This is a genomic window from uncultured Abyssibacter sp. (genome assembly GCF_964000955.1).
In the GTDB taxonomy this organism is placed as follows: domain Bacteria; phylum Pseudomonadota; class Gammaproteobacteria; order Nevskiales; family OUC007; genus Abyssibacter.
Genome location: NZ_CAXFCL010000321.1, coordinates 1 through 24701 on the forward strand (window position 1 = coordinate 1; position 24701 = coordinate 24701).

Annotated in this window: 25 protein-coding genes and 1 pseudogene; 16 read left to right on the forward strand and 10 right to left on the reverse strand. The window is 65.3% G+C overall.

Going from position 1 to position 24701, the window contains the following annotated elements:
• Positions 1–118 precede the first annotated feature (118 nt).
• Positions 119–487 carry a DUF6713 family protein gene (locus ABNS06_RS15435; RefSeq protein ID WP_348675490.1) on the reverse strand — a complete coding sequence of 123 codons (369 nt, stop codon included), beginning with the start codon at positions 485–487 and terminating at the stop codon, positions 119–121.
• Positions 488–695: 208 nt separating this feature from the next.
• On the opposite strand from ABNS06_RS15435, the gene ABNS06_RS15440 reads away from it, so the two are divergent.
• Positions 696–902, forward strand: a complete 207-nt coding sequence (locus ABNS06_RS15440; RefSeq protein ID WP_348675491.1) for a hypothetical protein — start codon at positions 696–698, stop codon at positions 900–902.
• Between the two features lie 13 nt (positions 903–915).
• On the opposite strand, the gene ABNS06_RS15445 is transcribed toward ABNS06_RS15440, so the two are convergent.
• From ABNS06_RS15445 to pyrE, 4 genes are all read right to left on the reverse strand, one after another.
• Complete coding sequence (locus tag ABNS06_RS15445) at positions 916–1875, reverse strand: beta-ketoacyl-ACP synthase III (protein ID WP_348675492.1); 960 nt, start codon at positions 1873–1875, stop codon at positions 916–918.
• A gap of 68 nt (positions 1876–1943) precedes the next feature.
• Positions 1944–2570: a DUF4124 domain-containing protein gene (locus ABNS06_RS15450; protein ID WP_348675493.1), complete on the reverse strand. Its 627-nt coding sequence runs from the start codon at positions 2568–2570 to the stop codon at positions 1944–1946.
• Positions 2571–2602: 32 nt separating this feature from the next.
• Positions 2603–3022 carry a hypothetical protein gene (locus tag ABNS06_RS15455; protein WP_348675494.1) on the reverse strand — a complete coding sequence of 140 codons (420 nt, stop codon included), beginning with the start codon at positions 3020–3022 and terminating at the stop codon, positions 2603–2605.
• 16 nt (positions 3023–3038) lie between these two features.
• Positions 3039–3683, reverse strand: a complete 645-nt coding sequence (gene pyrE, locus ABNS06_RS15460; RefSeq protein ID WP_348675495.1) for an orotate phosphoribosyltransferase — start codon at positions 3681–3683, stop codon at positions 3039–3041.
• 132 nt (positions 3684–3815) lie between these two features.
• Between pyrE and ABNS06_RS15465 the strand changes: the two genes are divergently transcribed.
• The 7 genes and pseudogenes from ABNS06_RS15465 (at position 3816) to ABNS06_RS15495 (ending at position 9744) form a co-directional block, all read left to right on the forward strand.
• A complete protein-coding gene (locus ABNS06_RS15465) occupies positions 3816–4592 on the forward strand; it encodes an exodeoxyribonuclease III (RefSeq protein ID WP_348675496.1) in 777 nt (258 codons plus the stop codon).
• A complete protein-coding gene (locus ABNS06_RS15470; protein ID WP_348675497.1) occupies positions 4589–5938 on the forward strand; it encodes an MFS transporter in 1350 nt (449 codons plus the stop codon). The genes ABNS06_RS15465 and ABNS06_RS15470 overlap by 4 nt, the downstream gene beginning before the upstream one ends.
• A 2-nt stretch (positions 5939–5940) precedes the next feature.
• Positions 5941–6279, forward strand: coding sequence for a Rieske 2Fe-2S domain-containing protein (locus ABNS06_RS15475; protein WP_348675498.1), 339 nt, complete (start codon positions 5941–5943; stop codon positions 6277–6279).
• Positions 6280–6305: 26 nt separating this feature from the next.
• Positions 6306–6686 (forward strand): annotated as a pseudogene (locus ABNS06_RS15480) (tryptophan 2,3-dioxygenase family protein); the annotation flags it as partial.
• A gap of 57 nt (positions 6687–6743) precedes the next feature.
• On the forward strand, positions 6744–7181 hold the full coding sequence (locus ABNS06_RS15485; RefSeq protein WP_348675514.1) for a tryptophan 2,3-dioxygenase family protein: 438 nt from the start codon (positions 6744–6746) through the stop codon (positions 7179–7181).
• A gap of 137 nt (positions 7182–7318) precedes the next feature.
• Positions 7319–8833: an NAD(P)/FAD-dependent oxidoreductase gene (locus tag ABNS06_RS15490; RefSeq protein ID WP_348675499.1), complete on the forward strand. Its 1515-nt coding sequence runs from the start codon at positions 7319–7321 to the stop codon at positions 8831–8833.
• 116 nt (positions 8834–8949) lie between these two features.
• Positions 8950–9744, forward strand: coding sequence for a glucose 1-dehydrogenase (locus ABNS06_RS15495; protein ID WP_348675500.1), 795 nt, complete (start codon positions 8950–8952; stop codon positions 9742–9744).
• Between the two features lie 13 nt (positions 9745–9757).
• Here the strand turns inward: ABNS06_RS15495 and ABNS06_RS15500 are convergent, their stop codons facing one another.
• Together ABNS06_RS15500 and ABNS06_RS15505 are read right to left on the reverse strand one after the other, a co-directional pair.
• The gene (locus ABNS06_RS15500; RefSeq protein ID WP_348675501.1) at positions 9758–10822 is read right to left on the reverse strand and encodes an AraC family transcriptional regulator; all 1065 of its coding nucleotides are present in this window, start codon (positions 10820–10822) and stop codon (positions 9758–9760) included.
• Between the two features lie 89 nt (positions 10823–10911).
• Complete coding sequence (locus tag ABNS06_RS15505; protein ID WP_348675502.1) at positions 10912–11697, reverse strand: queuosine precursor transporter; 786 nt, start codon at positions 11695–11697, stop codon at positions 10912–10914.
• Positions 11698–11791: 94 nt separating this feature from the next.
• On the opposite strand from ABNS06_RS15505, the gene ABNS06_RS15510 reads away from it, so the two are divergent.
• Both ABNS06_RS15510 and ABNS06_RS15515 read left to right on the forward strand, forming a co-directional pair.
• Complete coding sequence (locus ABNS06_RS15510) at positions 11792–13237, forward strand: AlkA N-terminal domain-containing protein (RefSeq protein WP_348675503.1); 1446 nt, start codon at positions 11792–11794, stop codon at positions 13235–13237.
• 13 nt (positions 13238–13250) lie between these two features.
• Entirely contained in the window at positions 13251–13745 is a 495-nt protein-coding gene (locus ABNS06_RS15515) for a methylated-DNA--[protein]-cysteine S-methyltransferase (RefSeq protein ID WP_348675504.1), read from the forward strand.
• Here ABNS06_RS15515 and ABNS06_RS15520 read toward each other — a convergent pair whose 3' ends face one another.
• Positions 13746–14201 carry an SRPBCC family protein gene (locus ABNS06_RS15520; RefSeq protein WP_348675505.1) on the reverse strand — a complete coding sequence of 152 codons (456 nt, stop codon included), beginning with the start codon at positions 14199–14201 and terminating at the stop codon, positions 13746–13748. It lies immediately after the preceding gene.
• 1144 nt (positions 14202–15345) lie between these two features.
• Here ABNS06_RS15520 and ABNS06_RS15525 point away from each other — a divergent pair.
• The 3 genes from ABNS06_RS15525 (at position 15346) to ABNS06_RS15535 (ending at position 19695) form a co-directional block, all read left to right on the forward strand.
• Entirely contained in the window at positions 15346–16875 is a 1530-nt protein-coding gene (locus ABNS06_RS15525; protein ID WP_348675506.1) for a hypothetical protein, read from the forward strand.
• A 123-nt stretch (positions 16876–16998) separates the two neighbouring features.
• Positions 16999–19050: an alkaline phosphatase D family protein gene (locus ABNS06_RS15530; RefSeq protein WP_348675507.1), complete on the forward strand. Its 2052-nt coding sequence runs from the start codon at positions 16999–17001 to the stop codon at positions 19048–19050.
• Positions 19051–19146: 96 nt separating this feature from the next.
• Positions 19147–19695: a DUF2058 family protein gene (locus ABNS06_RS15535; protein WP_348675508.1), complete on the forward strand. Its 549-nt coding sequence runs from the start codon at positions 19147–19149 to the stop codon at positions 19693–19695.
• Positions 19696–19729: 34 nt separating this feature from the next.
• On the opposite strand, the gene ABNS06_RS15540 is transcribed toward ABNS06_RS15535, so the two are convergent.
• Entirely contained in the window at positions 19730–20221 is a 492-nt protein-coding gene (locus tag ABNS06_RS15540; protein WP_348675509.1) for a MarR family transcriptional regulator, read from the reverse strand.
• 241 nt (positions 20222–20462) lie between these two features.
• Here ABNS06_RS15540 and ABNS06_RS15545 point away from each other — a divergent pair, with 241 nt between their 5' ends.
• The gene (locus ABNS06_RS15545) at positions 20463–22640 is read left to right on the forward strand and encodes a DUF1302 family protein (RefSeq protein WP_348675510.1); all 2178 of its coding nucleotides are present in this window, start codon (positions 20463–20465) and stop codon (positions 22638–22640) included.
• Here the strand turns inward: ABNS06_RS15545 and ABNS06_RS15550 are convergent.
• Positions 22612–23346, reverse strand: coding sequence for a flagellar brake protein (locus tag ABNS06_RS15550; protein WP_348675511.1), 735 nt, complete (start codon positions 23344–23346; stop codon positions 22612–22614). The two genes, ABNS06_RS15545 and ABNS06_RS15550, sit on opposite strands and share 29 nt — an antisense overlap.
• A 240-nt stretch (positions 23347–23586) precedes the next feature.
• Here ABNS06_RS15550 and ABNS06_RS15555 point away from each other — a divergent pair, with 240 nt between their 5' ends.
• Complete coding sequence (locus tag ABNS06_RS15555; RefSeq protein WP_348675512.1) at positions 23587–23748, forward strand: hypothetical protein; 162 nt, start codon at positions 23587–23589, stop codon at positions 23746–23748.
• A gap of 128 nt (positions 23749–23876) precedes the next feature.
• Positions 23877–24701: S8 family serine peptidase (locus ABNS06_RS15560; RefSeq protein ID WP_348675513.1), on the forward strand; the 825-nt coding region annotated here is incomplete at its 3' end.

Genomic DNA, 24701 nt, shown 5'->3' on the forward strand with positions numbered 1-24701 from the left:
GATGGTGCAATGGCAGAGCACCCGAAGCATCGGCTCCTGGGTCACTTCGAAACGAACGGCGCCGCAGCCGCAGCGCCCGGTCATTGATGTCATGGCATTCTCCGTTGCGGAAGCTGGATCATCGCTCGGCATGCACAAACACGAGCTGCAGCGTGGACAGCAGGCCGGTCGCCGCCAGCAAGGCCAGCGATACTGTTTGCAGGAACTGCGTGTGTCCCATGACGAAGAACATCGTGTGCAGCACCACCGTGAGGAACCCCAACGCAGCCAGATAAATGTGAGCCTTGCTGGCATGCCGAGATCGGCTGGCGACCAGGCCGAAGGCGAAAAACACCGATGCCACGATCGGGAGGTTCAGCAGCAGATTGAGCTGGTTGCCTCCCGGTAACAGGAACAGCTCCCACTCATGCCAGTACGCGGCATCAATCTGATGCGTGCACAGCACCGTGGCATTTGCGATGAAGCAGGCTTCCAGACGTGAGGGCATGGGACTGTTCTTGCGGACGACTGTATCAGTGAGTGAAACAGCCGGCGGGGGAGGGAGCAACGACCTCGGAGGTCGTTACAGTCAGGACGCGTGTCCGCACGCATGGGTTTCAGATGGATGTCGTGTCCATGGGCACGGGTTCGTGTTGGTTCGTGCATTGCCGAACTGCAATGCTTTGATCGGATGATCCGCTAGGAAGAGGTTTGTGATGCAAAGATGGATGACAGCCGGACTGGCGGTCGCTCTGGCTTTGAGCGCCTGCACGTACCGTTCGATCTACGACAGTTCGGAATCCTGGCGGGCGGAGGATTGCGACAAGCTGGACGAAAGCCAGCGGGTGTCCTGCGAGGCGCAGGCCGAGATGTCGTATGACGAGTACCGGCAGCTCCGCGACGAGGAATTGCGGCCGGACTAGCGCCGATGCGCGCCTACCAGCGCAGCAGAATCGAGCCCCAGGTCATGCCCCCGCCCACGCCTTGCAGCATGACATTCTGGCCGGGTTGTACGCGGCCGTCGCGCACGGCGGCGTCCAGCGCGAGCGGGACGGAGGCGGCGGAGGTGTTGCCGTGGCGGGCGACGGTGGTGACGACCTGCTCCATCGGCAGCTTCAGCCGGTCGGCCGTGGCCTTGATGATCCGCATGTTGGCCTGGTGCGGAATCAGCCAGTCCAGCTGGTCGGAGCTCATGCCGTTGTGGGCCAGCGCTTCCTGCGCGCATTCGCCAAGCACGCGGACGGCGAGCTTGAACACGGCCTGGCCGTCCATTTCCAGGTAGGGGTTGCCGCGAACCTTGCCTTCGGCGATGCCGCCGGTCACACGCAGGATATGCGCGTAGTTGCCGTCGGCATGCAGGTGGCTGGAGTAGATGCCGGGCTCGTCGCTCTGCTTGATGACAACCGCGCCGGCGCCGTCGCCGAACAGCACGCAGGTGCGTCGGTCGTTCCAGTCCAGCAGGCGCGAGAAGACTTCGGCGCCGACCACCAGGGCGCATTTGTGCATGCCGCTGGCGACCATCTTGTCGGCGGTGGCGAGCGCGTAGATGAAGCCGGTGCAGACGGCCTGCACGTCGAATGCGGCGCCCTGCTTGATGCCCAGCTTGGCCTGCAGGATGCAGGCGGTGGACGGGAACACCATGTCCGACGTGGTGGTGGCGACGATGATCAGGTCGATGTCGTCGGTGGTCACGCCAGCGGCCTCCATGGCGCGCTCGGCCGCACGCTGGGCGAGATCGCTGGTGGATTCCTGCTCCGCGGCAACGTGGCGCGCCTCGATGCCTGTGCGGGAGACGATCCAGGCATCGTTGGTGTCGATGCGGGATTCGAGTTCGGTATTGGTGACGATCCGCTCGGGCAGATAGCTGCCCGTGCCGACAATACGTGAATAACGCAACGCGGTTGTCCTGCAGTCGAATGGCGGCCCGAGCGACGAGCGAACGGGCAGTCGGCAGTTTGAACCGTTTACGGCGTGGTTGCCACGCTCTGGTTGCGCAATTCGAGGTAGCGCTCGATGTCGTCGGTGAACTTGCGACGCGTGGCGACCTGTTCCTCTTCCAGGCCGCTGACGCTGCGCAGGCCGTTGACCAGGCTGGATTCGAACTCGGTGATCTGCTGTTCGAGCTTGGCCGGAACAGCTCGATCGCCTTCCTCGAGTTTCTTGCGGCGCTCGATCAGTGTGGTCAATGTCTTTTCGGTGTCAGTGACGTTCTTGCGCGCCAACTCCAGTCTTGAGTCGAGCAGGTTGAGGCGGTCATCGCGCACCGCCATCAGGTCGGCCACGCTGTTGTAGGACGACAGCAGGTAGCGGTCGTAGCGGGCCTGTTCCTCGGCGCGCTGAACCTCCAGCTCCGCGGCCTCGGCGGCGGCCTGCTCGGCGGCCACTTCCTCGGCGGTTTTCTCGCGTGCTTTCACGTTCACGACGACGCCGCGCTCGTTGATCTCTTCGCGCTCGGTCTTGGCGTATTGCGGCGGAATGCGGTCGCCGTAGTGGACCTGACCATTCTCGTCGACCCAGCGATAGAGTTTCTGCTGCGCGAAACCGGCGCTGGCGAAGGCCATCAGCAACAGCAAGGTGATCAGTCGTGTCATGCCAGTCTCCGGTGGCGTGTCGCTGTCGTCAGTCAGGCGTAGCAGGGGATCGGCTCGATGTCCGGCGGTACGAACGCCGTGCGCGCCGCCGCCGAGAACAACCGCGACTCCGAATAGTGGGTCAGCATGATGCGACTGTCGCGCAAGCGCGGATGCGCGGCGAGGAACGCGTCCGCTGAGCGGCTGGCCGGCGACTGCTCCATGAAATGCTTCACCGCGAGAGTCCACGCGCGGGTCAGCGTGACGTGGAACTTGTCCGCCGGCAGGCCATGATGAGCCAGGTAGTGCCGGATGGCCGTCGTGATCGCATCGCAGGCCGCATCGGCCGGCAGCTCGCAGAGATAGACATAGGCCAATCGCACATGCGCGCCATGGTCGAAGGCGTCCGTGGGCCACTCGCCCGATTCGAAGGCCGCGCGGAATGCCCGGTCGGCGTCGGAAATCTGATGCATCGGCGTCGCTTTCCGGTCAGCTGGCACGGGCGACACCGGCGCCATATTCGCCCAGGTGGCGTCGGATGGCGGCCGCGGCATCGGGTTGAGTCGCGTCGATGGTTTCCGCCACGTCGGCGGCGGTGAACAGCGAGCGCACTTCGATCTGTTCGTGGTCGGCCAGGCTGGCCAGCGGCGAACGGCCATCCGGGCCGGCTTCCTGCCGATCCAGCGCGACGACGGCCAGCACCGGTGTGCCACCGGCTTCGCGGACCAGACCGATCGCCTGCCGGATTGCCGTGCCCGCGGTGACCACGTCGTCGACCAGTGCGACCCGGCCCGTGACCGGTGCGCCGACCAGATTGCCGCCCTCGCCGTGATCCTTCGCTTCCTTGCGGTTGTAGGCGTAGGCCACGGAGCGTCCGCGCCGGGCCATGACGACGGCGATGGCCGCCGCCAGCGGAATGCCCTTGTAGGCCGGGCCGAACAGCACGTCGAACTCGGCGTCCATCAGCAGGTCGGCGTAGGCCTCGGCGGCCTGCAGCAGCGCTTCGCCGTTGTCCAGTGCGCCGAAGTTGAAGAAATAGGGGCTTGGCCGACCGGACTTGAGCGTGAAGCTGCCAAGCTTCAGCGCACCGCGGTCGAGGGCCGTGTGGATCAGCGTCTTTGCAGCGGGCGTCATGCGCGTCTCGTGGCCGGGGCGGGACGGAGCTTCTATGATACCGGCCCCGACTGCGCCGCGTCGCCTGCTTCCGGTCCCAGTGCCCGGCGGGCCGGGGCGGCAGCCTCACCGTCATCACAACGCACGGACAACATGCGCATCATCTCGCTCAACGCCAACGGCATCCGCGCCGCGGCCCGCAAGGGATTCTTCGACTGGCTTCCGAAGCAGAACGCCGATGTCGTCTGCATTCAGGAGACCAAGGCCAAGATCAACCAGCTTGACGAGACGTTCTTCCCGGACGGCTGGCATGCCTACTACTGCGATGCGAACAAGCCCGGCTACAGCGGCGTGGCGCTTTACACGCCGCACGAGCCGGATTCCGTGCACTGGGGGTTCGGCTTCGAGGAGTTCGATGCCGAGGGGCGGGCGATCGAGGCCCGGTTCGGCAATCTGTCGGTGGTGTCGCTTTATCTGCCCAGCGGCTCGTCGGGCGACCACCGGCAGGAATCCAAGTGGCGCTTCCTGGATCTGTACATGCCGCGTCTGCGCGAGATGATCGCCGACGGCCGCGACTACGTGCTGTGCGGTGACTGGAACATCGCGCACAAGAACATCGACCTGAAGAACTGGAAGTCGAATCAGAAGAACTCCGGCTTCCTGCCCGAGGAACGGGCGTGGCTGGACACGCTGTTCGACGAGGTCGGCTGGATCGACGCCTTCCGCGTCGTGAACCAGGAGCCGGATCAGTACACCTGGTGGTCGAACCGCGGCCAGGCCTGGGCGAAGAACGTCGGCTGGCGCATTGACTACCAGATGGTCACGCCGAGCCTGAAGGACGCGATCGAATCCACGGCCGTCTACAAGGACGAGCGATTTTCCGATCACGCGCCGCTGACCATCGACTACGCGACGAAGATTCCCGCGTGAGCGAGACCACCCGCCAGCCCGAGAGCCTGCGCGAGTCGCTGCGCGCGTTCCGGGATCCGCGGGTCGAGACGGTGTTTTTGCTGGGGATCGCCAGCGGCATGCCCTGGGTGCTGTTCGGTTCGGCGATGAGCGCCTGGCTGGTCGAGGCCGGACTGACGCGGACCGCGATCGGCGTCTTCGGCATCGTGGGTGGCGTCTACGCGATGAATTTCCTGTGGGCGCCGCTGCTGGACGGTTTGCGGCTGCCCGGACTCGGGCGCCTGGGTCGCCGCCGCGGCTGGATCGCCGCGATGCAGCTTGTGCTGCTGGTGATGACGCTGGGGATGACGCAGGTCGATCCGTCGCAGGGGCTGTTCTGGACCAGCCTGGTCGCGCTGGGTATCGCCACGGCCGGGGCGACCATGGATGTGGCGATCGACGCCTACCGCATCGACGTGATTCCACGTCACGAGCAGGGCGCGATTTCGCACGGCGCCGCCGCGGCCACGGCTGGGTGGTGGACCGGCTACAGCCTGACCGGCGCGCTGGCGTTTCTGGTCTCGGGCGAGACCGACTGGAGCTGGAGTCACATCTACGGCCTGCTCGCGCTGGTGTGGCTGCCGCTGCTGCTGGTCACGTTGCGCGCGCCGGAGCCGCCGAGTCACGCGCTGCCGAACGAGCGGGCCGTGCGCCAGCCGCTGCTGTGGCTCTGGCAGACCTACTGGCCGCCGTTTCGCGAATACTTCGTCCGCAACGGGATCAAGCTGGGCCTGGCGATTCTCGCGTTCATCATCCTGTTCAAGCTGGGCGAGGCCTTCCTCGGTCGCATGTCCATCGTGTTCTACAAGCAGGTGGGCTATTCCGACACGCAGATCGGCACGTTCTCCAAGCTGTTTGGCTGGGTCGTGACCATCGTGTTCGCCGTGGTGGCCAGCGTGTTCAACGCCCGCTTCGGCATCATCCGCGGGCTGATCATCGGCGGGCTGGCGATGGGCGCGACCAATCTGCTGTTCTCGCTGATCGCGCTGGTCGGGCCGGAGTCCTGGCTGTTCGCCGTCGCGGTGATGCTGGACAACTTCACCGGCGCGTATTCCACCGTGGCCTTCGTCGCGTTCATCTCGTTTCTGACCAGTCACGCCTTCTCCGCGACGCAGTACGCGCTGATGGCGTCGCTGGGCAATCTGGGGCGCACGTTGCTGGCCTCGCCCAGCGGGGCGGTGGTGGACTGGATGGGCGGCAACTGGGCACTGTTCTTCCTGCTGACGTCGCTGATGGTGCTGCCGGCACTGCTGCTGCTGCTGTGGATTGCCCGCCGGCTGCGCGAACATCTGGCCGACGCCGCGGCCGCCAGCCAGCTCAAGCTCTGACGATGCGCCGCCTGTGTCGACTGGCCGAGCTGGGTGATCCGGGCAGCGCGCGGCTCGACCTGCCCGAGCATCCCTACGGCTACTCGCTGTGTCTCGTGCACCTCGACGGTCAGGTTCACGGCTATCTGAACAGCTGTCCCCACACCGATTCGCCGATGGACTGGCAGCCGGGGCGGTTCCTGACACCGGACGGACGCTACATCCAGTGCTCGCTGCACGGCGCGATGTTCGAGGTGGATGGCGGTCGGTGCGTGGCCGGGCCATGTCGCGGCGACCGGCTCACGCCGGTGTTCGTCTACGTCGAGGACGGCATCGTCTATCTTGGTGAGACGTTCGACTGATCACATAACAGGCGGAAGCGAGCGAGGACGACGCCCCGATGACCCAGAACACCTACAGCAGCTACCTGCACCTGGACAAGTTGCTGTCCGCGCAGGACTGCGCCACCGAAGCCGACAGCGAACTGCTGTTCCTGACGATTCATCAGGCCAAGGAGCTGTGGTTCAAGCTGATGATCCACGAGCTGGAGGGCGCCCGCCGCGCGCTGTACGCGGACGACGAATTGCGGGCGTACAAGATCCTCTCGCGCGTGCACCAGATCCAGCTTGTGCAAATCCGGACCTGGGATGTGCTGTCCACGCTGTCGCCCACCGAGTTTCAGGTGTTCCGGGAAAGCGTCGGTCGCGACGGCGCGTCGGGCTTCCAGTCCGTGCAGAACCGGGAGATCGAGTTCCTGCTGGGCGAGAAGCGGCGCATACGCAGTTTCGACACCGGCGAGGAGGTCCGGCAGGTGGATGTGATCGCCATGCATCGCGACCCGGCGGTGCAGGAGGCGCTGATCCGACGCTGCGCCGAGCCGAGCATTTACGACGCCGCCGTGCACCTGCTGTCGCGGCGCTTTCCGGATGCGGGTATCGCTCCGCGGCCGGAGCGCGGCGCCGACTACAGCGAGGGTCTGGCGCATGATCCTGCGGTGTTCGCGACCTGGAAGCGGATCTACGACGATCAGGGCGCGCAGATGTCGCTGTTCCAGCTCGGTGAACGGCTGATCGATCTGGAGGACGCGTTCCGGCGCTGGCGCTTCCGCCATCTGACCACGGTGGCTCGGGTGATTGGCCGCTCCACCGGAACCGGCGGCTCGGCCGGGCTGCGTTATCTGCAGCAAACCGCGATCGACGGTATGGAGGACTTCCTGTTCCCCGAGCTGTGGCAGGTCCGCAATGCGATTTTCGAAGGCCAGTGACCCCGCCGCCGCTGATCGCGCATTCGACGGTCAATTGAATATGACATCGAACGATGTAACGTTTCGGGAAATTCTGGCATAGTCAATCATGCGGTCGCCCGTCACCGGCAGGTGGCCCGCCGCGTCAAATCGCTTGGATGGAGGCGAACCACATCATGAACACAACGACTGTTGACGTCCTCGTCATCGGCGCCGGCCTGTCCGGCATCGGCATGGCCTGTCACCTGGCCAAGGACTGCCCGAATCTCAGCCTGGCGATCATCGAACGACGCCAGCGCCTGGGCGGCACCTGGGACCTGTTCCGCTATCCGGGCATTCGTTCGGACTCGGACATGTTCAGCTTCGGCTACAAGTTCCGGCCCTGGCATGCGCTGAAGGTGCTGGCCGATGGCCCGTCGATCCGCCAGTACATCGGCGAGACCGCGAAGGAATACGGTGTCGACGAGCACATCCATTTCGGCCTGAAGACTAACGTCGCGAACTGGGATACCGCGCGTCGGCGCTGGATCGTCACGGCGGTGAACGAGGAGACCGGCGAGGCGCAGCAGTTCGAGTCCCGCTTCCTGATTCCCTGCACCGGCTACTACAACTACGACCATGGCCACATGCCGGTCTTCCCGGGCGCCGATGACTTCAAGGGTGAGCTGATTCACCCGCAGCACTGGCCGGAAGACCTGGACTACAGCGGCAAGCGCGTGGTCATCATCGGCAGCGGCGCGACCTCGGTGACGCTGGTGCCGGCGATGGCGGGCAAGGCGGCGCATGTGACCATGCTCCAGCGTTCACCCAGCTACATCTTCAGCGTGCCCGGCTTCGACAAACTGTCGGAAACCCTGTCCAGGGTGCTGCCGTCGTCGATGGTCTACGGCATGGCCCGCAAGCGGAACATCGTGCTCCAGCGCATGATCTACAAGGCCGCCAAGCGCTGGCCCAAGGCGACGCGCCGGATGCTGCTGTCCGGGGTGAAACGCCAACTCGGCAAGAACGGCGACATGTCGCACTTCGAACCCAGCTACAACCCCTGGGACGAACGGCTTTGCGCCGTGCCGGACGGCGATTTGTTCGCCGCCATCCGCAAGGGCGAGGCGTCGATCGTCACCGACCACATCGACACCTTCACCGAAAGCGGCATCCGCCTGAAGTCCGGCCGGGAACTGGAAGCCGACATCATCATCTCGGCCACCGGTCTGGAGTTGCAGATGCTCGGCGGCATGCAGATGCAGCTCGATGGCGAATCCCAGCCGACCAGCGACCGGATGACCTACAAGGGCGTGCTGGTCGAGGACGTGCCGAACTTCGGCTACATCTTTGGCTACATCAACGCGCCCTGGACGCTGAAGGCCGATCTGGCCGCCGAATATCTCTGCCGTCTGCTGCGTCACATGGACAGCAACCACTATGACGTCGTGGTACCGCATGACGACGAGGGCGTTCGCGTGCCCGGCGAGTCGATCATGGACGAACTGGCCTCGGGATATGTCCGCAGGGGTGCGTCGGGTCTTCCGCGTCAGGGCACGAAGCTGCCGTGGCGGGTGCTGCACAACTACGAGCGCGACTGCGACATGCTGCTGAAAGAGCCGATCGAGGACGGCGTGCTGCGCTTCGAGCGTGCGGATGCAGGCGCGACGCAGCCCGAGGCGGCCGCCGCCTGATCCGGTCGCGGTGGCCTGCCACCGCTGCGCAACCTCCGATTCCACACTTGCGGGTGGCCTGATGGCCGCCCGCGTTCGTCATGGTGTCCGTCCTGGCAGGTTTGAGGGCGGTGGAGATGACGAACAAGAACGTGGTGGACCTGAACGGAAAGGTGGCCCTGGTTTCCGGGGCGGCGAAGGGTCTCGGACTGGTGATCAGCCAGACGCTGGCGGCTGCCGGCGCCAAGGTGATGATGACCGACATTCTCGAAACCGAGGGCCGGGCGGCCGCGGCCGGGATCGCCGGCGCCCGGTTTCGCGTGCACGACGTCGTGTCAGAGGCGCAGTGGGAGCAGGCGGTGGCGGCCTGTTTCGATGAACTCGGCGGGCTCGACATCGTCGTGAACAATGCCGGGATCGAACACATGAAGCTGGTCACCGATTTCACGGTGGACGAGTTCCGGCGGGTGATGGACGTGAACGTGACCGGCGTGTTTCTGGGCATGAAGCACGCGATCGCCAAGATGGCGCCGGCCGGGCGGGGTGGCTCCATCGTCAACATCTCGTCCATCGCCGGGCTGATCGGCGTGCCGGCGCTGTCCGCCTACTGCGCGTCCAAGGGCGCGGTGCGGACGATGACCAAGGCGGTGGCCGTGGAATGCGGCAAGCTGAAGACCGGCATCCGCGTGAATTCGGTGCATCCGGGTGTCGTCGACAACGACATGGGCAACGCGTTTCTCGATCACTTCGTCGAACTGGGCATCATGCCGGACCGGGCCACCAGCGAGGCGACGTTCATCGACGCGCATCCGCTGGGCGAGTTCGGGCGGCAGTCGGACGTGGCGAACGCCGTGCTCTACCTGGCCTCGGACCAGTCGCGCTGGAGCACCGGGATCGAACTCGTCGTCGACGGCGGGTTCACCGCGCAGTAGCAGCCGGGTCGCTTTATCGCCAGAAATCGCGGCGAAACGCACTGGGTGATTGCCCGGTCCAGCGCTTGAAGGCGTGGACGAAGCTGGCCGCGTCGGCGTAGCCGAGCCGGCTGGCGACCTCCGCGAGCTTGAGGTTCGCCTTTGCCAGCAGCTCCTCCGCCAGCGCGCGCCGGACTTCGTCGGCGAGCGTGCGGAACGACGTGCCTTCTTCTCGCAGGTGGCGGCGCAGTGAACGCGGCGAGAGGTTCAGTTCCGCGGCCACGGTCACGCAGTCCGGCATCCGGTGGGGTGCTCGCAGCAGGCGATCTCGGACCTGGACCGACAGGCCTTGCCGGGTTCGCTTGCGGTCCAGCAGTCGTCGGCAGTGATCCTCGCAGGCGCGCGCGATCAGCGCGTCGCCGCGCGGCAGCCGGGTGTCGAGAAACCCGGGCTGGAACTCGATGCGATGAGTGGGCTGATCGAAGTGTGGCGTGATGCCACAGATCGGCTCGAACGCATTGGAGTAGGCGGGTTCGGGTGCCGCGAAATCGACACGCCGGAACGGCCGGACGCCCGGCATGACCTCGGTCAGCGCATTGTTCATCGCGACGAAATCCCGTTCGCGAACAAAGGTGCGCACCGGTGCCGGCACACGCGAATCGTCCATCAACAGCACGCCGATACCACCGTGCAGTTCCAGCGAGAAACGCACGAACGCGAAACTCAGATCGAGGTAGCGCAACGCGATGTCGGCAAGGGCGCGCGGAGTCGGGCAGGTTGCCAGCGCGAAACCCCACACGCCGTAGATGCCCAGGTGATACCGGCTGCCGGCCTCCAGTCCCAGCGCGGGCACCGAGGGCAGGGCCGCGACAAGGTTGTGGATGACCTGCAACTCGTCCTCGGGACGGATCTCAGCCTGCGAGTCGTCCAGCGTCTCCGGTGTCAGTGCCGTGTCATGCAGGCAGGTGGCGATGTCGAGACCATGGTCTCGGCCGAGTCGAACCAGCAGCTGCACGCTGATGATGCTGCGCGTGATCGGTTCGACCGGGATTGTGGCGGGCCGTGTCGCCGCCGCGTTGCGGGATGCCGGGATCGTCATCGATCCTCCGTGTCTCCTCGGGCCGGAATGGCGACTTGGGCCATCCTCCGGTCAATCTACGCTGGCGCGGCGCACCGGGTCCAGCGGCCTCAATCCGTGAGGTGACGCCGCTCGCCCTCGTCTTCCAGCGAGAACGGCGTGAAATGCGTGTGGGTGTCGTAGGTGTCGATCTGTTCGGTTTGCTTCAGCCAGCCGACCGCGGCGTAGGTCGCCGGCGTCAGCACGATCTCCACGCAGACCTTGAACACGAAGTTGAACAGCATCACCACGAACAGCGTGTCGGTCTCCCAGATGCCGTAGAACGCCAGGGGGTAGAAGAGCAGCGAGTCCACGCCCTGACCGAAGATCGTCGAGCCGATGGTGCGGGTCCAGAGCCAGCGGCCCTGGGTCCACACCTTCATCCGCGCGAGTACGTAGGAGTTCACGAAGTCTCCGACCCAGTACGCGAGGATGCTGGCGGCGACGATTCGACCGGTGGAGCCGAACACGATATCCAGCGCCGGTTGCAGTTCACGGTTGTAGGGCGTGTCCGCGGCCGGAATGTTCAGCACGACCCAGGCCATGGCGCTGGCGAAGATCATCGCGACGAAACCGGCCCAGATCGCGCGCCGTGCCCGGGCGTAGCCGTATACCTCGGTCAGGATGTCGCCGAAGATGTAGCTGATCGGAAAGAACAGGTTGCCGGCGCCGAAGCTGACGAGACCGACGACCGGCAGCGTCACCGCGCAGACCTTCGCCGGACCGATCAGGTTCGAACACAACAGCACCGCGACCATGCCGACGAGGCAGTAGTCGTAATAGCGGAAGGCGGCTGATGCTGGCGTCTGGTCTGTCACGGGCGCCCCGATGCGATTCGCGTACAGAGTGCGTGACACGCAAATCACCGTCCAATCTGCCGCGTGCCTGGCGGGCGGGTGTCATGTCCGAAAACGGCGAGTGTTTGTTCACGGGCAGGACTAGACTGCGCCCATGAATCTGGAGCCGGACATCTGCTACGCCGCGATGCAGTCGCGCGACACGCGATTCGACGGCGTGTTCTTCGTCGGCGTGTCGAGCACGGGGATCTTCTGCCGGCCTGTTTGCACCGTGCGTCTGCCGCGCCGGGACCGTTGCACGTTCTACGCGAATGCCGCGTCCGCCGAGGCCGCCGGGTACCGGCCCTGCCTGCGGTGCCGCCCGGAACTGGCGCCCGGTACGTCGAGGATTGACGCGGTGTCGCGCACCGCCGCGCGAGCGTTCACGCGGATCGACGCCGGCGCGCTGACCGACGGCAGTCTGGAAACGCTCGCCGCGGAACTCGGACTTGGCGCCCGCCAGTTGCGGCGTGTCGTGGAACAGGCCTACGGCGTCTCTCCGGTGCAGCTCGCGCAGACCCGACGCCTGCTGCTCGCGAAGCAGCTCATCGCGGATACGCGCCTGCCCATGTCCGAGGTCGCGTTCGCGGCAGGATTTTCCAGCGTGCGGCGGTTCAACCACCTGTTTCAGCTGCGCTACGGCATGAACCCGACCGCCATGCGGCGTGGCGCGCAGCCGGCGGAGGATGGGCGCATCGTGCTCAAGCTCGGCTATCGGCCGCAGCTGCACTGGGACGGCCTGGCCGGGTTTCTCGCCAGTCGCGGTGCGACAGCGGTGGAGCGCGTGGACGGTGGCGTTTACCGCCGGACCGTGCAGGTTGGCGACATCACCGGCTGGCTGCAGGCCGCGCCCGAGCCAGGACGGGATCAGCTCCGGCTGACCGTCTCCGACACTCTGGTTCCGGTGCTGCGGCATCTGCTTGCCGGCGTACGCCATCTGTTTGATCTGAACGCCAGCCCAGAGGTCATCGACGAGCATCTGGGCGGCGATCCGCTAATGGCGGGTTTCGTCCGCCGCGCGCCGGGATTGCGCATTCCCGGTGCGCTGGATGGCTTCGAGGTCGCGCTGCGGGCGATCCTCGGCCAGCAGATTTCGGTCAAGGCCGCGACGACGGTGTTCGGCCGCTTCGCGACCACGTTCGGCCGGCCGGTCGTAACGCCCTGGCCTGAATTGAATCGTGCGGCGCCGACCGCTGAGATCCTGGCCGATGCCGGCCTGCAGCAGATCATCGATCAGGGACTGACGCAGCGACGCGCCCGGACGATCCAGGCGCTTGCCCGAGAGGTTGCCGACGGGAACCTCGTGCTGACGCCCAGCGCGGATGTCGAGCCGACCCAGCAGGCGCTGCTGGCGTTGCCCGGCATCGGCCCATGGACGGTGCAATACCTGACCATGCGCGCGCTCGGGCAGCCGGATGCGCTGCCCGAGAGTGACCTGGGGCTGCTGCGCGCGGCCGGCTGCGACAGGCCAGCCGAACTGTTGACCCGCGCGGAGGCCTGGCGGCCGTGGCGCAGCTATGCGGCGATGCATCTTTGGCAGTCGCTGGCGTTATCGGATTGAGGAGGACGCAACAATGACCCGACATCACACGCGCATGGACAGCCCGATCGGGCCGTTGCTGCTGGTCAGCGACGGCGCCGCGTTGTGCGGCCTCTACATGGACACGCCAAGCTGCCCGGCGATTCCCGCCGATGCGGACTGGTCCGAGGACGCCGTGCTCGCCGACACCCGGCGCCAACTCGACGAGTACTTCGCCGGTGAGCGCACCGACTTTGACCTGCCGTTGGCGGGCGAGGGGACGGCCTTTCAGCAAACCGTCTGGGCGGCGCTGTGCGACATCGCGTTCGGGCACACCGAATCCTATGGCGAACTCGCCAGCCGGATCGGCGCGCCGACGGCCTCGCGCGCCGTCGGCATGGCGAACGGCCGAAATCCGATTTCCATCATCGTGCCGTGCCATCGCGTGATCGGTGCGAACGGCAGCCTGACCGGGTACGGCGGCGGGCTGGAGCGCAAGCAGTGGCTGCTGGCCCACGAGGCACGAATCGCCGGACTGACGCTGACCTGATCAGGCGGATTCGAGCCGGGTCCTGAGGTTGTTCAACGCGACAACGGACAGCGTCCGCATCCGCGGCTTGAGAAAACCCATCAAGAGCCAGCTCAGACCACCGGCGTCATAACTCAGCGTGCGGGTGAACCGGACGCCATGGGTGGTTGGCTCGAAGTCGTATTCGATTTGCAGCCAGCCGTCCTTCATCTCGCCTTTCACGACCCAGCGGCTGGGCGGCACTGCTTCGAGCACCTTGTAGCGCGTGGCGCGCTTGAGCCGGATCGGCAGCGGTGAAAACGGCTCCAGTTCGACAACTTCGTCGAAGCCGTCGCCAGCTTGCAGTACATCACTGTCTGCTTTCGCGGATTTGGAGCTCGGATGCCACTCGTGCCAGCGCCATGGCTGGGTGACGTAGTCGTAAAGCGTTTGCGGCGGGCAGGCGATCTCGATGCTGTTGGTCAGGGATTCACTCATTCAGGCTGACGCACTCGGTTTTGGCTGGTCTCGATTCGGCCTTTGGTGTGATGACTTCCCAGCCTACCGGAAATCGATGAACTGGCCGTTTCCATCGACTGCTTGGCCGATTCGGTCATTTCGTGACCACTCCCGTTCACCGTAGTATCCAGCGAGTTGCCAGGGAAAGTGGCGACATCAGGCGGCAAGACAACAACATGAAGCCGCCAGGAGGAGACAACATGACGGCGAGTCTTGAACGCTTTGCGTGGCGGACGGGTGCGGTGTGTCTGGCGCTGCTGATCGTGGCCGGGTGCGCCGGCGACTACTCGGGTGGAACCGATGACGATTCCGTGGCCGGTGACACGCCGGCCGGCGGTGACCACTTCCTGAACAAGGTGCAGCCCCGCCTCGATTTCTGCCGAACCTGCCACATTCCTGGCGGCGTCGCGGATACCGACGAGGGCCGCCGTTTTCTGCTGGCGGCAAATGGTGCCGGCGATCGGGACCGTTTTCATGACGCCTGGGAGGCACTGGGCGAGGGCGTGGAGAGCAGCCTGCTGCTGCTCGAGCCGTCGGACCCGGACGAGCCGCACAGTGGGGGCAAACCCTGGCCCCAGGGCGGTGCGGCCTATGCGGCGGTGAAGATTCTGCTGGAATGCTTCGAGCAGGGAACGGACTGCATCTCCGACGACGATGAGGCGCCTTTCGAGGAACTGCCGCTGCTGGGCAGCAAGCGCGCGGCCCATGTCTGGGAAAGCTTCTGCGCCGATCAGCCTGACGGTGCCGCGCTGCCGACAGACCCCCGCTCGCAGATTCTCGATGGCGCCAATGCCGGCCGTGCCGTGTTCTTCAACGCCCTGTGGGAGGACTGCCACGTCAATGCGCCTGCATCCGAGCAGGCGCCGACCACCTGCGGTGAATACCGGGCGCGACGTGACCGCGGCTTCCACTTTCTGACCGAAGTGCTGCCGATGCCGGCGATGTCCGCCGTGGAGTTCAACGACAGCTGGCGAACCTGGGGTCTGGACGAGCGGCCGGAGAATTTCGACGAGCTCTATTCGCTGCGGTACGGCATGAACCCGGCGCCGTTCGACAACCCTATCCACTGCCCGGAGAGGACCCGAACGCCACGAACGGCGGCTCAGGGCAGTTGCCGCTGGGTTTGCGACAGCTCAAGGATGACGACGGCAACTGGACCGGCGAGATCGGGACGGCTGCGTGCTTCCTGTGTCATGGCGGCGAACTGTCCGATCCGGGGTCTGATGACGCGGGGCTGGGTCTGGCTAGCCTGGGTCTGGGCAACAACAACTACGATCCGATCATGATCGGTCGAGACGGCATGCCCTGGGCGCAGGCGGAGTACATCGCCGACGTGTTGCCGCCGCTGGATGTGAACACGCTGTTCAACATCGGCATCAAGCAGCGAGGGCAGAACAACGCCGTCGGCGCCTTCGAGTTCCTGAACACCGTCCTGGATCTCGACAGCCTGGGCCTGAACCCCAACCCGTTGAAGTTCGTGACGCCGTTCGGGGGGCAGGGCGTGGCGGATACCTCGCATCCGCTGGCGCACACGCAGGACACGCCGCCGTGGTGGAACATGGGCGTGCGGCCACGCAAGTTCTTCGATGCCGGCGTTTCCAACGATTCCACGCGCATCATCATGGCGGCGGGGCCGGGGGAATTCGCCGAGCTGTTCAGTCTTGACGGCATCCCCTACCGCACCCGGATCGAGGAATGGGACCAGGATCTGGAAGCGTTCTTCCTGTCGCGCACCTCGCCGCCATGGCCGGGCGCGATCGACACCGAGCTGGCCGAGCAGGGCGCCGTGCTGTTCCATGCCAAGGACCTGTGGGCCGAGGATGGCAATGTCGATGCGCCCGAACCGCTGGGTGGCAACGGCTCCTGCGCCTCCTGCCACGGCGCCTATTCCCCGCGCTATGTGAACGATCCGGACTTTCTCGAGACGCCGGCCTGGGAGGGCATCGCCGCGCATATCTCGCCGCTGGACGTGATCGGCACCGATGCGGCGCGTTCCGACATGCTCACGCCAAGCCTGCGCGAGGGCTGGGATACGACGTTCTGGGGTTATCCCGAGGGTGTGCCAGGCTATGTGGCTCCGGAGGACAAGAACCCGCTGACCGAAACGGCCGACGACCTGCTCGTGGGGCGCCCAGCCGGCGTTTGTGGTTGGGAGAAAGGCGTGATCGGTTATCAGGCGCCGCCGCTGTATGGCGTGTGGGCCACGGCGCCGTATCTGCACAACGGTTCGGTGCCAACGCTGGAACAGGTGCTGAACTCCCCGCAGCGGCCCGCCATCTGGCAGCGTCGTCTGCGTCAGGACGGCGATATCGTCGGCTTTGACCAGTCCATGGAGCGTGCCTACGATTTCGACGCGGTTGGCTGGCAGCACAGCGTGCTGGGTTGTACCGATATCCCGGGCTCGGCGCTGGCGAATTGCAGCCCGACCGGTGGTGAGGGGCCGTCCATGCCCCAGCTGTTGCAGAACCTGCTGAACAGCACGATCAGCTGGGCCGGGATTCTGAACATCCCGGACCCCACGCCCGGTGCGATCGACAAGCGGCTGGTCTACGACACCCGGATTCTCGGCAATGGCAACGGCGGGCACACGTTCACCGACGTGCTGACCGATCAGGAGCGGCGCGCGATCATCGAGTACCTCAAGACGCTCTGACCCGTCCTCCGGCGCGACCAATCGCCGTCGCGCCGGCGTCCGGTCGATGTCCTGACGTGGACACGCCACTGACATGTCGATGTGCGATGCTGAGCGGCTTGGCTGGTCTCGGGATCCGATCGAATGGCGCCTCCTCTGAATCGACGCGAGTTTCTTCGCACCGTCGCGGTATCGTCCGCCGCGGTCGGTGGTGCGGCATTTGCGGTTCCGGGGCGGGCGCAGCGGATGCCGGCGTTCTCGCGCGCGCTGCCCGGCGGCGAGTGGCACTATCCCGCCCGCGCTGATCTGATCCCGTTCGGGCACGCCGTCGCCTCCGGTGATCCCCTGGCCGACCGGGTGATCCTCTGGACCCGCATCACCATTCCGGATATCCGGGGTTGGGACGTGAACGAGGTGCCCGACCCGCAAGGCATCGAATCCGTGGATGTCGCCTGGGTGATCGCGACCGATCCGGAGCTGACGCAGGTGGTCAACGGCGGCATGGTCAGCACCGATGCATCGCGGGACTTCACCGTCAAGATCGACGCGGACGGGCTGCAGCCGGCAACCACCTACTGGTACGCGTTCACGGCGCTGGGGTTCCGCTCGCCGATCGGCCGCACACGCACGGCGCCGACCGCGGGGCAGGGGGTGGCCGAGCTGACCATCGGTCATGTCGCCTGCACGTCCTGGTGGCAGGACGTCTTCAACGGCTACGCCCGGATGGGCGAGCGGGGCGACATCGATCTCATCACCCATGCCGGTGATCATGTCTACGAGGTGTCCGGCAACCACATGTCCAGCCGGCAGTACCCGGACAAGGACGGCAACCCGCAGTTGCGGCCGTACGACGACATCGACAATCGGGCCTGGCGCTCGGTCGGCGAGTGTCGGCGTCGCTACGCGCTGTACTACCAGGACTCGAACCTGATCGCGGCACATCTGGGTGCGCCGTTCGCGATCATGGCGGATCAGCACGACTACGATGACGCGAGCGATGGCGACACCGTGCTGATCTCCCGCGCCCAGGCGGGGGAGGTCTACCACGAGTGGTGCCCACTGCGATCGCCCATTCCCGACGGCTCCGGCCGGTTTCCCGAGTCGCCGGGTCCGAACACCAACGTGCCGGTGCCACGCGGTGATGATGCGTTCTACAGTTACCGCTCGCTGAATTACGGGGACGTCGCGGAAATCGTGTTGATCGATATCCGGCGACACCGCGATTCCGAAGCCACCGAGATGCAGATTCTCGGCGATCGGCAATGGCAGTGGTTGCAGGAGACCCTGCTCGCCGCGAAGGCGCGGGGCGCGCGGCACAACATCATCGTCAATCAGATCAACATGTCCCAGGTCGGGACGATCAACACCCCCCTTTACGACCAGTACGCCGAGGCTTTCCAGGACGCGTTCGGTTTCGATCCCCGTGGTCCCGAGCTCTATACCAGCGGCTGGGGCGGTTATCCGGACAACCGCCGAACGCTTTACCGCTGGCTGCGGGATAACGAAATTCTGGACAACATCGTGCTGTCCGGGGATTCGCATGGCTGGTTCGGCAGTGATCTGACCGAGGATCCGCAGGCGCCGAACTATGTGCCGCTTACCGGTCTCAGTCCGCTGCAGCCGGTGGGTGTGGAGATGGTCGGCACCTCCATGGGGCGGCCGGGTGCGCAGGACGTGGTGGCCGACGAACTGTACTGGGCCGCCAATGGGGGACGAGACTCGGCTCCGTTTGATGATGCGCAGACCTACGACTCGGTTTATCGACCGATTGGCCTGGTCGCCGCGACCGCGATCGAGACTGCGGCGAAGGTCGCGAACCTCAATCTGATCTACTTCAACTGGCGCTCCCAGTTCGGTCACACCATGGTGCATCTGCGTCAGACCGAAGCCGTGCTGGAAAACTGGGTATCGCCCCAGCGCGAGATGAGCGATACCGCGGAACTGGTGGCGCAGCTCACGACGCCGCTGGGCAACCCGCATCTGCGTCCCGCGCTGTTGCCGGCCGCCGTCGTCGGCGCGCGCGACGACCCGGCCGCGCCGATGCCGGAGACGATCGCGCTCGACCTGCCGGATGCTCCGGGTCCATCGCGCCCACCGACCGGCAGTGGCGGAGCGCTTGCGCTCGGCTCCGCTCTGGTGCTCGCGCTGGCGGGGGTGCTGGGTCGTCTGCGGGCGCGCCAGGGCGGGTCGCGCTGAGGTGTGGGCCCGGGTCAGTCCGGGCCGGTGATTGAGCAGGCGGGTACGCGATCAGTACACTTCGCAGCCCGCATCGGATTTCCCAGACCTCATCCCATGAGCGATTCGCTTCGCGACCAGCTGCTGAAGGCCGGTCTTGCCACGCCCGAGCAGGCGCGCCGTGCCACCAAGAAGCCAGGCAAGAAGTCAGGCCACAAGCAGAGCAAGAAGGCGCGCGCGCAGAAGACTCTGACGGAGGCCGAGCAGGCGGCGCAGGCCGCGGCCCGCAAGAAGGCGCAACAGGATCGCGAGATCGAGGCCAAGCGCAAGCGGCGCGAGCAGTTGCTGGACATGGACAATACCGTGCGCCAGCTGGTCGAGCGCCACGGTCTCCAGCGCCCGGACGACGGCGAGACCTACAATTTCATGCTGGATGGCCGGATTCACTCGCTGCAGGTGACGGCCGAGCAGCGCGGGGATCTCGCGGCGGGGCGCCTGTCCATCGTCAGCCGGGCGGGTGTGCACCATGTGGTGCCGCATCCGATCGGCGATCGCATCGCGGAGAAGGTGCCCGAATGGGTCTGGCGGGCCGAACCCGAGAGTGACGAGCCGGATCCGGACGATCCGTATGCCGACTACAAGGTGCCGGACGATCTGATCTGGTGAACGCGGCCCGGTGTGAGGGCCGGTTCGGGGTCGATCAGTCCTCGTTGGCCGCCCGCATCACCGTTGGCGCCGAGTCCTCGAACTGGGTCATCAGCGCTTCGTTGGACAGGATCGCCTGATCGTAGAACTCGCGCATCGCCCTGACCCGGGACGCTGCACCGGGCCCTGCTTCCTCGACATGCGGCATCAGCTGCGTCAGGTGATCCAGCCGTGTCTGCAGGCGCTCGACATGGCTTTCCAGCAATCGCGCATACGGATTTTCCGCGAAGCGGTAGAAGTCCTGGCGTTCGCCAGGCACCGCGACCCGTTCGAGTACACCGAGCTGTTCGAGCAGACGGGCGTTCGTGCTGATGCTGGCGCGACTGACATTCAGGGTGTCGGCGAGCTCGGACAGTGATGCGGGGCCACCATGCACCACAAACCATCCCATCAATCGTCCGGCGATGCGAGGCAGTCCATCCTGCTTCGCGGCAATGCCGAACTGTTCCACAAACCGGTCCAAAGGATTATCCAAGGTATTCCCCATGGCTCCTGATCTCTTGTTGTTATTCCCCACTGATGGTCGCTGTCTGAGCGGGCGCGCCGGTCAGATGGATCATCTCGTGTGCTTATCGTCCCACGAGTCGCAGTTCCCGGCAATGTCGCTTACTCTTTGGCGCGGCTGATCACATCAAATATTCAGTTCAATTTGAACTCAATCCGATGATCGGTCATCGGCCCGAGCGCAATGTCGGGTGCAACTGGGGTTCAGGAGGAGCATAAGCAACATGACAAGGAAGGCGGGTGTACACATTGCCGGGGGACTGACGCTGGCGATGGTCGCGATGAGTGCCGAGGCACAGGATTTCGAGCTGTTCGGAATCGAAGGCAATGCCACCCATCAGTTCTCGATCGGCGCCAACATGCGCATGCAGGATCGGGACAACAGCATCATCGGCAAGACCAATATCCCTGGGCAACAGGGAATATGCGAGGAAGATGACTGCGTGTCCTCCAGTGGCGATCCCGCTCCCAACCAGCGGTTTGTCGACGCACCCGGCTTCTATTCGGTGAACGGCGATGACGGCAACCTGAACTACGACAAATACGATCTGACCGCGGCACCGATCCGGTTGCGCAGCGAGTTCAACGTCACCTTGACGGACTGGCTGTTCGGCTTTGTTCGAACCAATGCCTTCTATGATCCCGTCAACACGGGTTTTGACGAATACCATCCGCACAACTTCGAGGATGGCGCCGCGTCCGGGGACTTCGAAGGGTTCCAGCCCAAGCACACCGCCCGCAGCTCCCAGGCCGAGGATGACATCGGGACCAACCTGGAACTGCTGGACGCCTACATCACCGCCTATATCCCGATCCCAGGTTTCGACTACCGTGAGATCACCCTGCGGGTTGGTCGGCAGGTGTTGAACTGGGGCGAGAGCACCTTTCTGGTGCCGAACAGCCTGAACCACATCAGTCCGCCCAATCTGGCGCGTCGCAACATGCCCGGCTCGGATACGGCGGAAATCTTCGACCCGATCAGCCTGGTCGTCGCGTCCACGAACCTCACCGACAACCTGTCGATGGAACTGAACTATCACCTGGACTGGCAGGCGGTGGTTGCCGATCCGGTTGGCTCGTTCTTCAGCACCAGTGACATCGCCGGCGGTGGTGACTACGCGATGCTGTCGTTGGGCAAGGCGCCGGAGGATCCGGAACAGATCTCCACGCCGGCGGGACTCACGGGGCTGCTGTCCGACAGCAGCCGCACCACGCTGCGCGTCGAGGACCGGCGGGCGTCGGATGATGGGCAGTACGGCATCGCGCTGCGCTACTTCGCCGACTGGCTGGGCGCCGGCACGGAACTGGCGCTCTACCACGCGAACTATCACAGCCGATTCCCCATCGCGAGCTTCTACGCCACCGAGGCGTCATCCTGTCGTCAGGCGGACGATGTCGCCTTGCCCGGTCTGCCCCTACCGGGACTTGGCGAACTCGGTCCGGACCAGTTGGCCTGCCTGGGACTGCTGGACGGCGACCCGGGCGCGCTGATCGAGACCGTGCTCGGAGCCCTGAGCGGCAATTTCGCGTTTCCGGGCAATGCGCTGCCGGTGGATACCGGCTCGCTGTTCTTCGAGTACCCGGAAGACATCAAGCTCTGGGGCTTCAGCTTCAACACGCTGATCGGGGATGTCGCGTTGCAGGGCGAGTACGCGTTCCGTGAGAACTTGCCGGTGCAGGTGCATCAGGTCGATCTGGTGTACGCGCATCTGCAGCCGGCATTTCCGGCAGAGGATGTGGGCCTGCTGGGTCTGGCTACCGTGCCCGGCGCCCGCAACGCGGTTCCCGACTATGTGGAAACCCGCTACCGCGGCAACGAGTCCATTGAGCCCGGTGAGTACATCCGTGGCTACGAGCGGCTCAAGGTGGGCCAGCTCAACCTTGGCGGTACCGTCACCTTTGGTGGCTCGAACTGGTTCGGCGCCGATCAGATTCGCGGCATCTTCGAGTTCGGCGCGGTCCATGTCGTGGGTATGCCCGACGAGAGCGAGATCCAGTTCAACGGCGCGGGCACGGATACGCACTACTCGGCCGGCGCCGACGGGACCGGCTCGGGCGGTGTCCCCGATGCCCGCCGTCAGAACCCGACGCAGCAGCGCAACGGGTTCGCCTCCGAGTTCTCCTGGGGCTATCGACTGGTCAGCCTGTTCAACTACAACAACGCGTTCCTGGGTGCCAACCTGTCACCACTGTTCGGCGTGTTCCACGACGTCCAGGGTTACTCGCCCGGCCCCGGTGGCCTGTTCGTCGAAGGCTCCAAGCGCCTGTTCACGGGCATGCGTTTCGAGTACCTGAACAAGTACACCGGTGAGATGCGGTACACGTGGTACACGGGCGGGGGCGAGGACAATCAGCTCCGCGACCGTGATTCGCTCATGCTGACATTGGGATACGCGTTCTGACCGGATTCTCGATCGCAACCGGCCGCGGGGCAGTCGCGGCCGGTTGATCGGCATCGCCGTGCAGTCGGTCGTAGAGATACGCCCGGACCAGCAGTTGCTCCGACGGCGCCATCCGCACGAATTCGACGCCGAAGGTCTGTGTCTCCGCAACGCTGGCCTCACGGCCGCCATCCAGCGTATTGCGAACCACGCCCGGCAGGCACAGGGTATGCGTGGTCTCCCCGATGATCACGTCGGCGGTGAGTTCGACGCAGGCGTCGATTTCAAGATCGGTGCGCAGGGCGGTCAGACGGCAGCCACGCAGGCTGATGTCCTCGACATGGGCAACGTGGCTGCGCGCCGTGTCGGTCCGCCGGACGCGTGCGGCGAGGTCCACCGCGACGCGTGGTGCCCGCCGCAGCACGCGTTGTTCCAGCTCCCGCGGGTAGTCCAGATGCAGATAGGCGTCGGGGTGCGTCACCACCTTGCGGACGGTGGTCTTGAAGCCCAGCATCCGGCCTTCGCTGAACATGCGGCAGGCGACGGGTTCGCCGTCGCGCACCAGCACCAGGCGCCCGCCGATGCTCGGATGGCTTACGAGCAGACTGCGCCCGGTGATCTGACCGATCACCGATACGGTCAGGCGCGGCCGCGCCGGTTCGTGGTCGGCGATGAACTGCAGTTGCAGCGCGTCACCGGTGGTCACCTGCAATGAATCGTTGAGCATCGGATGTCCGGGCTGGGTGTTCGCCCGGTTATCGGCGCAAACCAGACTGGCTTGAACCGGACGGGGCCGCGGCGACATTGCGTGCTAGGGAAACACTGGTCTATTCGCACCACCAAGACGGAGCCGGTTTTAAGGCAGCAACTTGGCGGCGCGAATAGATCGGTGTTTCCCTAAAGCCATCGCCACAGCGGTCGATAAGGACTCTGAACCCTCGCTTCCCGGAGTCGCCACATGGACCGCATGCCCCGACCACACCCCCAATTGCTGCATCTGGCCAGCCTGCTGCCGGCCACCGCGACGGCTCAGGCCGAACGCCCCGCACCCTCCGTCAGTCTTGCACGCTGGGCAGAAGTGCAGATGCTGATCACGGCGGCGGTGGCGAACGAGCCTCTCGGCGGCTGAATCGGACTTTTCCACCTGTAGGAAATATCTGACAGGTAACTCGGTCGGTTGCTCTCAGCAGCGGCTTGACGCCTCGTTCAACCTTCGGGTCACCGCGTATGGCGGTTCCCCATTTTCTGGAGGTTGTTATGAGAAAGCTCTTTCGCTGGGTTCTTCTGGCGGCGTTGCCCGCCGCCGTTGCGCCTGCCGCCACGGCATTCGAGCCGATCCGCGACCAGTACATCGTTGTACTGAATGCGGCGGAGGCGCAGGGTCCGGTGCGCGATCTGGCCCGGGGCCTGGTTGCCAGTGTTGGCGGTGGCGAGATCCTGCACGTCTACGATGCCGCGCTCGATGGATTCGCGGTCAAGCTGCCGGCAGTGGCGGCGCGCGCGCTCCAGCGCAGCCCGCTGGTCAGGCTGGTCGAGCAGGACACGCTGATGGTGCTCAACGCCACCCAGTTCAACGTGCCGTCCTACGGGATCGACCGCGTTGATCAGCTCACCGGTCTGGACGGCAACTACGATTACCCGGCGGGTGCGGGCGTCGACACGCATGTCTACATCATCGATACCGGTCTGAATACCAGTCACGTCGATTTCGCGGGCCGCATCGGCCCCGGTGCCAACTTCGCGTCGAATGGAGGCGGGTTGCTGTGTTCGTTGCTGGGACTGTTCTGTCCCGCGCCGGATCCGTCGAACGTCGAAGACTGCAACGGTCACGGCACGCATGTCGCGGGAACCGCCACGGGGACCGAGTACGGCATCGCCAAGTCCGCGACCGTGCATGCGGTGCGCGTCTTCGGCTGCGGCAGCACGACATCGACCTCGACGATCATCGCCGGGGTGGATTGGGTGACCGCCAATGCCGAGTTGCCCGCGGTTGCCAACATGTCGCTAGGTGGTGGGGCTTCGACCGCGCTGGATGACGCCGTTCAGGCGATGATCGATGCCGGTGTGACCGCGGTGGTCGCC

Excerpts from the sequence above, each read along its gene's own strand:
- ABNS06_RS15520 (WP_348675505.1), bottom strand. The coding sequence starts at position 14,201 with ATGAGTGAATCCCTGACCAACAGCATCGAGATCGCCTGCCCGCCGCAA.
- ABNS06_RS15495 (WP_348675500.1), top strand. The coding sequence starts at position 8,950 with ATGACGAACAAGAACGTGGTGGACCTGAACGGAAAGGTGGCCCTGGTT.
- ABNS06_RS15500 (WP_348675501.1), bottom strand. The coding sequence starts at position 10,822 with ATGACGATCCCGGCATCCCGCAACGCGGCGGCGACACGGCCCGCCACA.
- pyrE (WP_348675495.1), bottom strand. The coding sequence starts at position 3,683 with ATGACGCCCGCTGCAAAGACGCTGATCCACACGGCCCTCGACCGCGGT.
- ABNS06_RS15490 (WP_348675499.1), top strand. The coding sequence starts at position 7,319 with ATGGAGGCGAACCACATCATGAACACAACGACTGTTGACGTCCTCGTC.
- ABNS06_RS15440 (WP_348675491.1), top strand. The coding sequence starts at position 696 with ATGCAAAGATGGATGACAGCCGGACTGGCGGTCGCTCTGGCTTTGAGC.
- ABNS06_RS15510 (WP_348675503.1), top strand. The coding sequence starts at position 11,792 with ATGAATCTGGAGCCGGACATCTGCTACGCCGCGATGCAGTCGCGCGAC.
- ABNS06_RS15450 (WP_348675493.1), bottom strand. The coding sequence starts at position 2,570 with ATGACACGACTGATCACCTTGCTGTTGCTGATGGCCTTCGCCAGCGCC.
- ABNS06_RS15555 (WP_348675512.1), top strand. The coding sequence starts at position 23,587 with ATGCCCCGACCACACCCCCAATTGCTGCATCTGGCCAGCCTGCTGCCG.
- ABNS06_RS15535 (WP_348675508.1), top strand. The coding sequence starts at position 19,147 with ATGAGCGATTCGCTTCGCGACCAGCTGCTGAAGGCCGGTCTTGCCACG.
- ABNS06_RS15540 (WP_348675509.1), bottom strand. The coding sequence starts at position 20,221 with ATGGGGAATACCTTGGATAATCCTTTGGACCGGTTTGTGGAACAGTTC.
- ABNS06_RS15485 (WP_348675514.1), top strand. The coding sequence starts at position 6,744 with ATGCATCGCGACCCGGCGGTGCAGGAGGCGCTGATCCGACGCTGCGCC.
- ABNS06_RS15465 (WP_348675496.1), top strand. The coding sequence starts at position 3,816 with ATGCGCATCATCTCGCTCAACGCCAACGGCATCCGCGCCGCGGCCCGC.
- ABNS06_RS15550 (WP_348675511.1), bottom strand. The coding sequence starts at position 23,346 with ATGCTCAACGATTCATTGCAGGTGACCACCGGTGACGCGCTGCAACTG.
- ABNS06_RS15530 (WP_348675507.1), top strand. The coding sequence starts at position 16,999 with ATGGCGCCTCCTCTGAATCGACGCGAGTTTCTTCGCACCGTCGCGGTA.
- ABNS06_RS15545 (WP_348675510.1), top strand. The coding sequence starts at position 20,463 with ATGACAAGGAAGGCGGGTGTACACATTGCCGGGGGACTGACGCTGGCG.
- ABNS06_RS15475 (WP_348675498.1), top strand. The coding sequence starts at position 5,941 with ATGCGCCGCCTGTGTCGACTGGCCGAGCTGGGTGATCCGGGCAGCGCG.
- ABNS06_RS15515 (WP_348675504.1), top strand. The coding sequence starts at position 13,251 with ATGACCCGACATCACACGCGCATGGACAGCCCGATCGGGCCGTTGCTG.
- ABNS06_RS15455 (WP_348675494.1), bottom strand. The coding sequence starts at position 3,022 with ATGCATCAGATTTCCGACGCCGACCGGGCATTCCGCGCGGCCTTCGAA.
- ABNS06_RS15435 (WP_348675490.1), bottom strand. The coding sequence starts at position 487 with ATGCCCTCACGTCTGGAAGCCTGCTTCATCGCAAATGCCACGGTGCTG.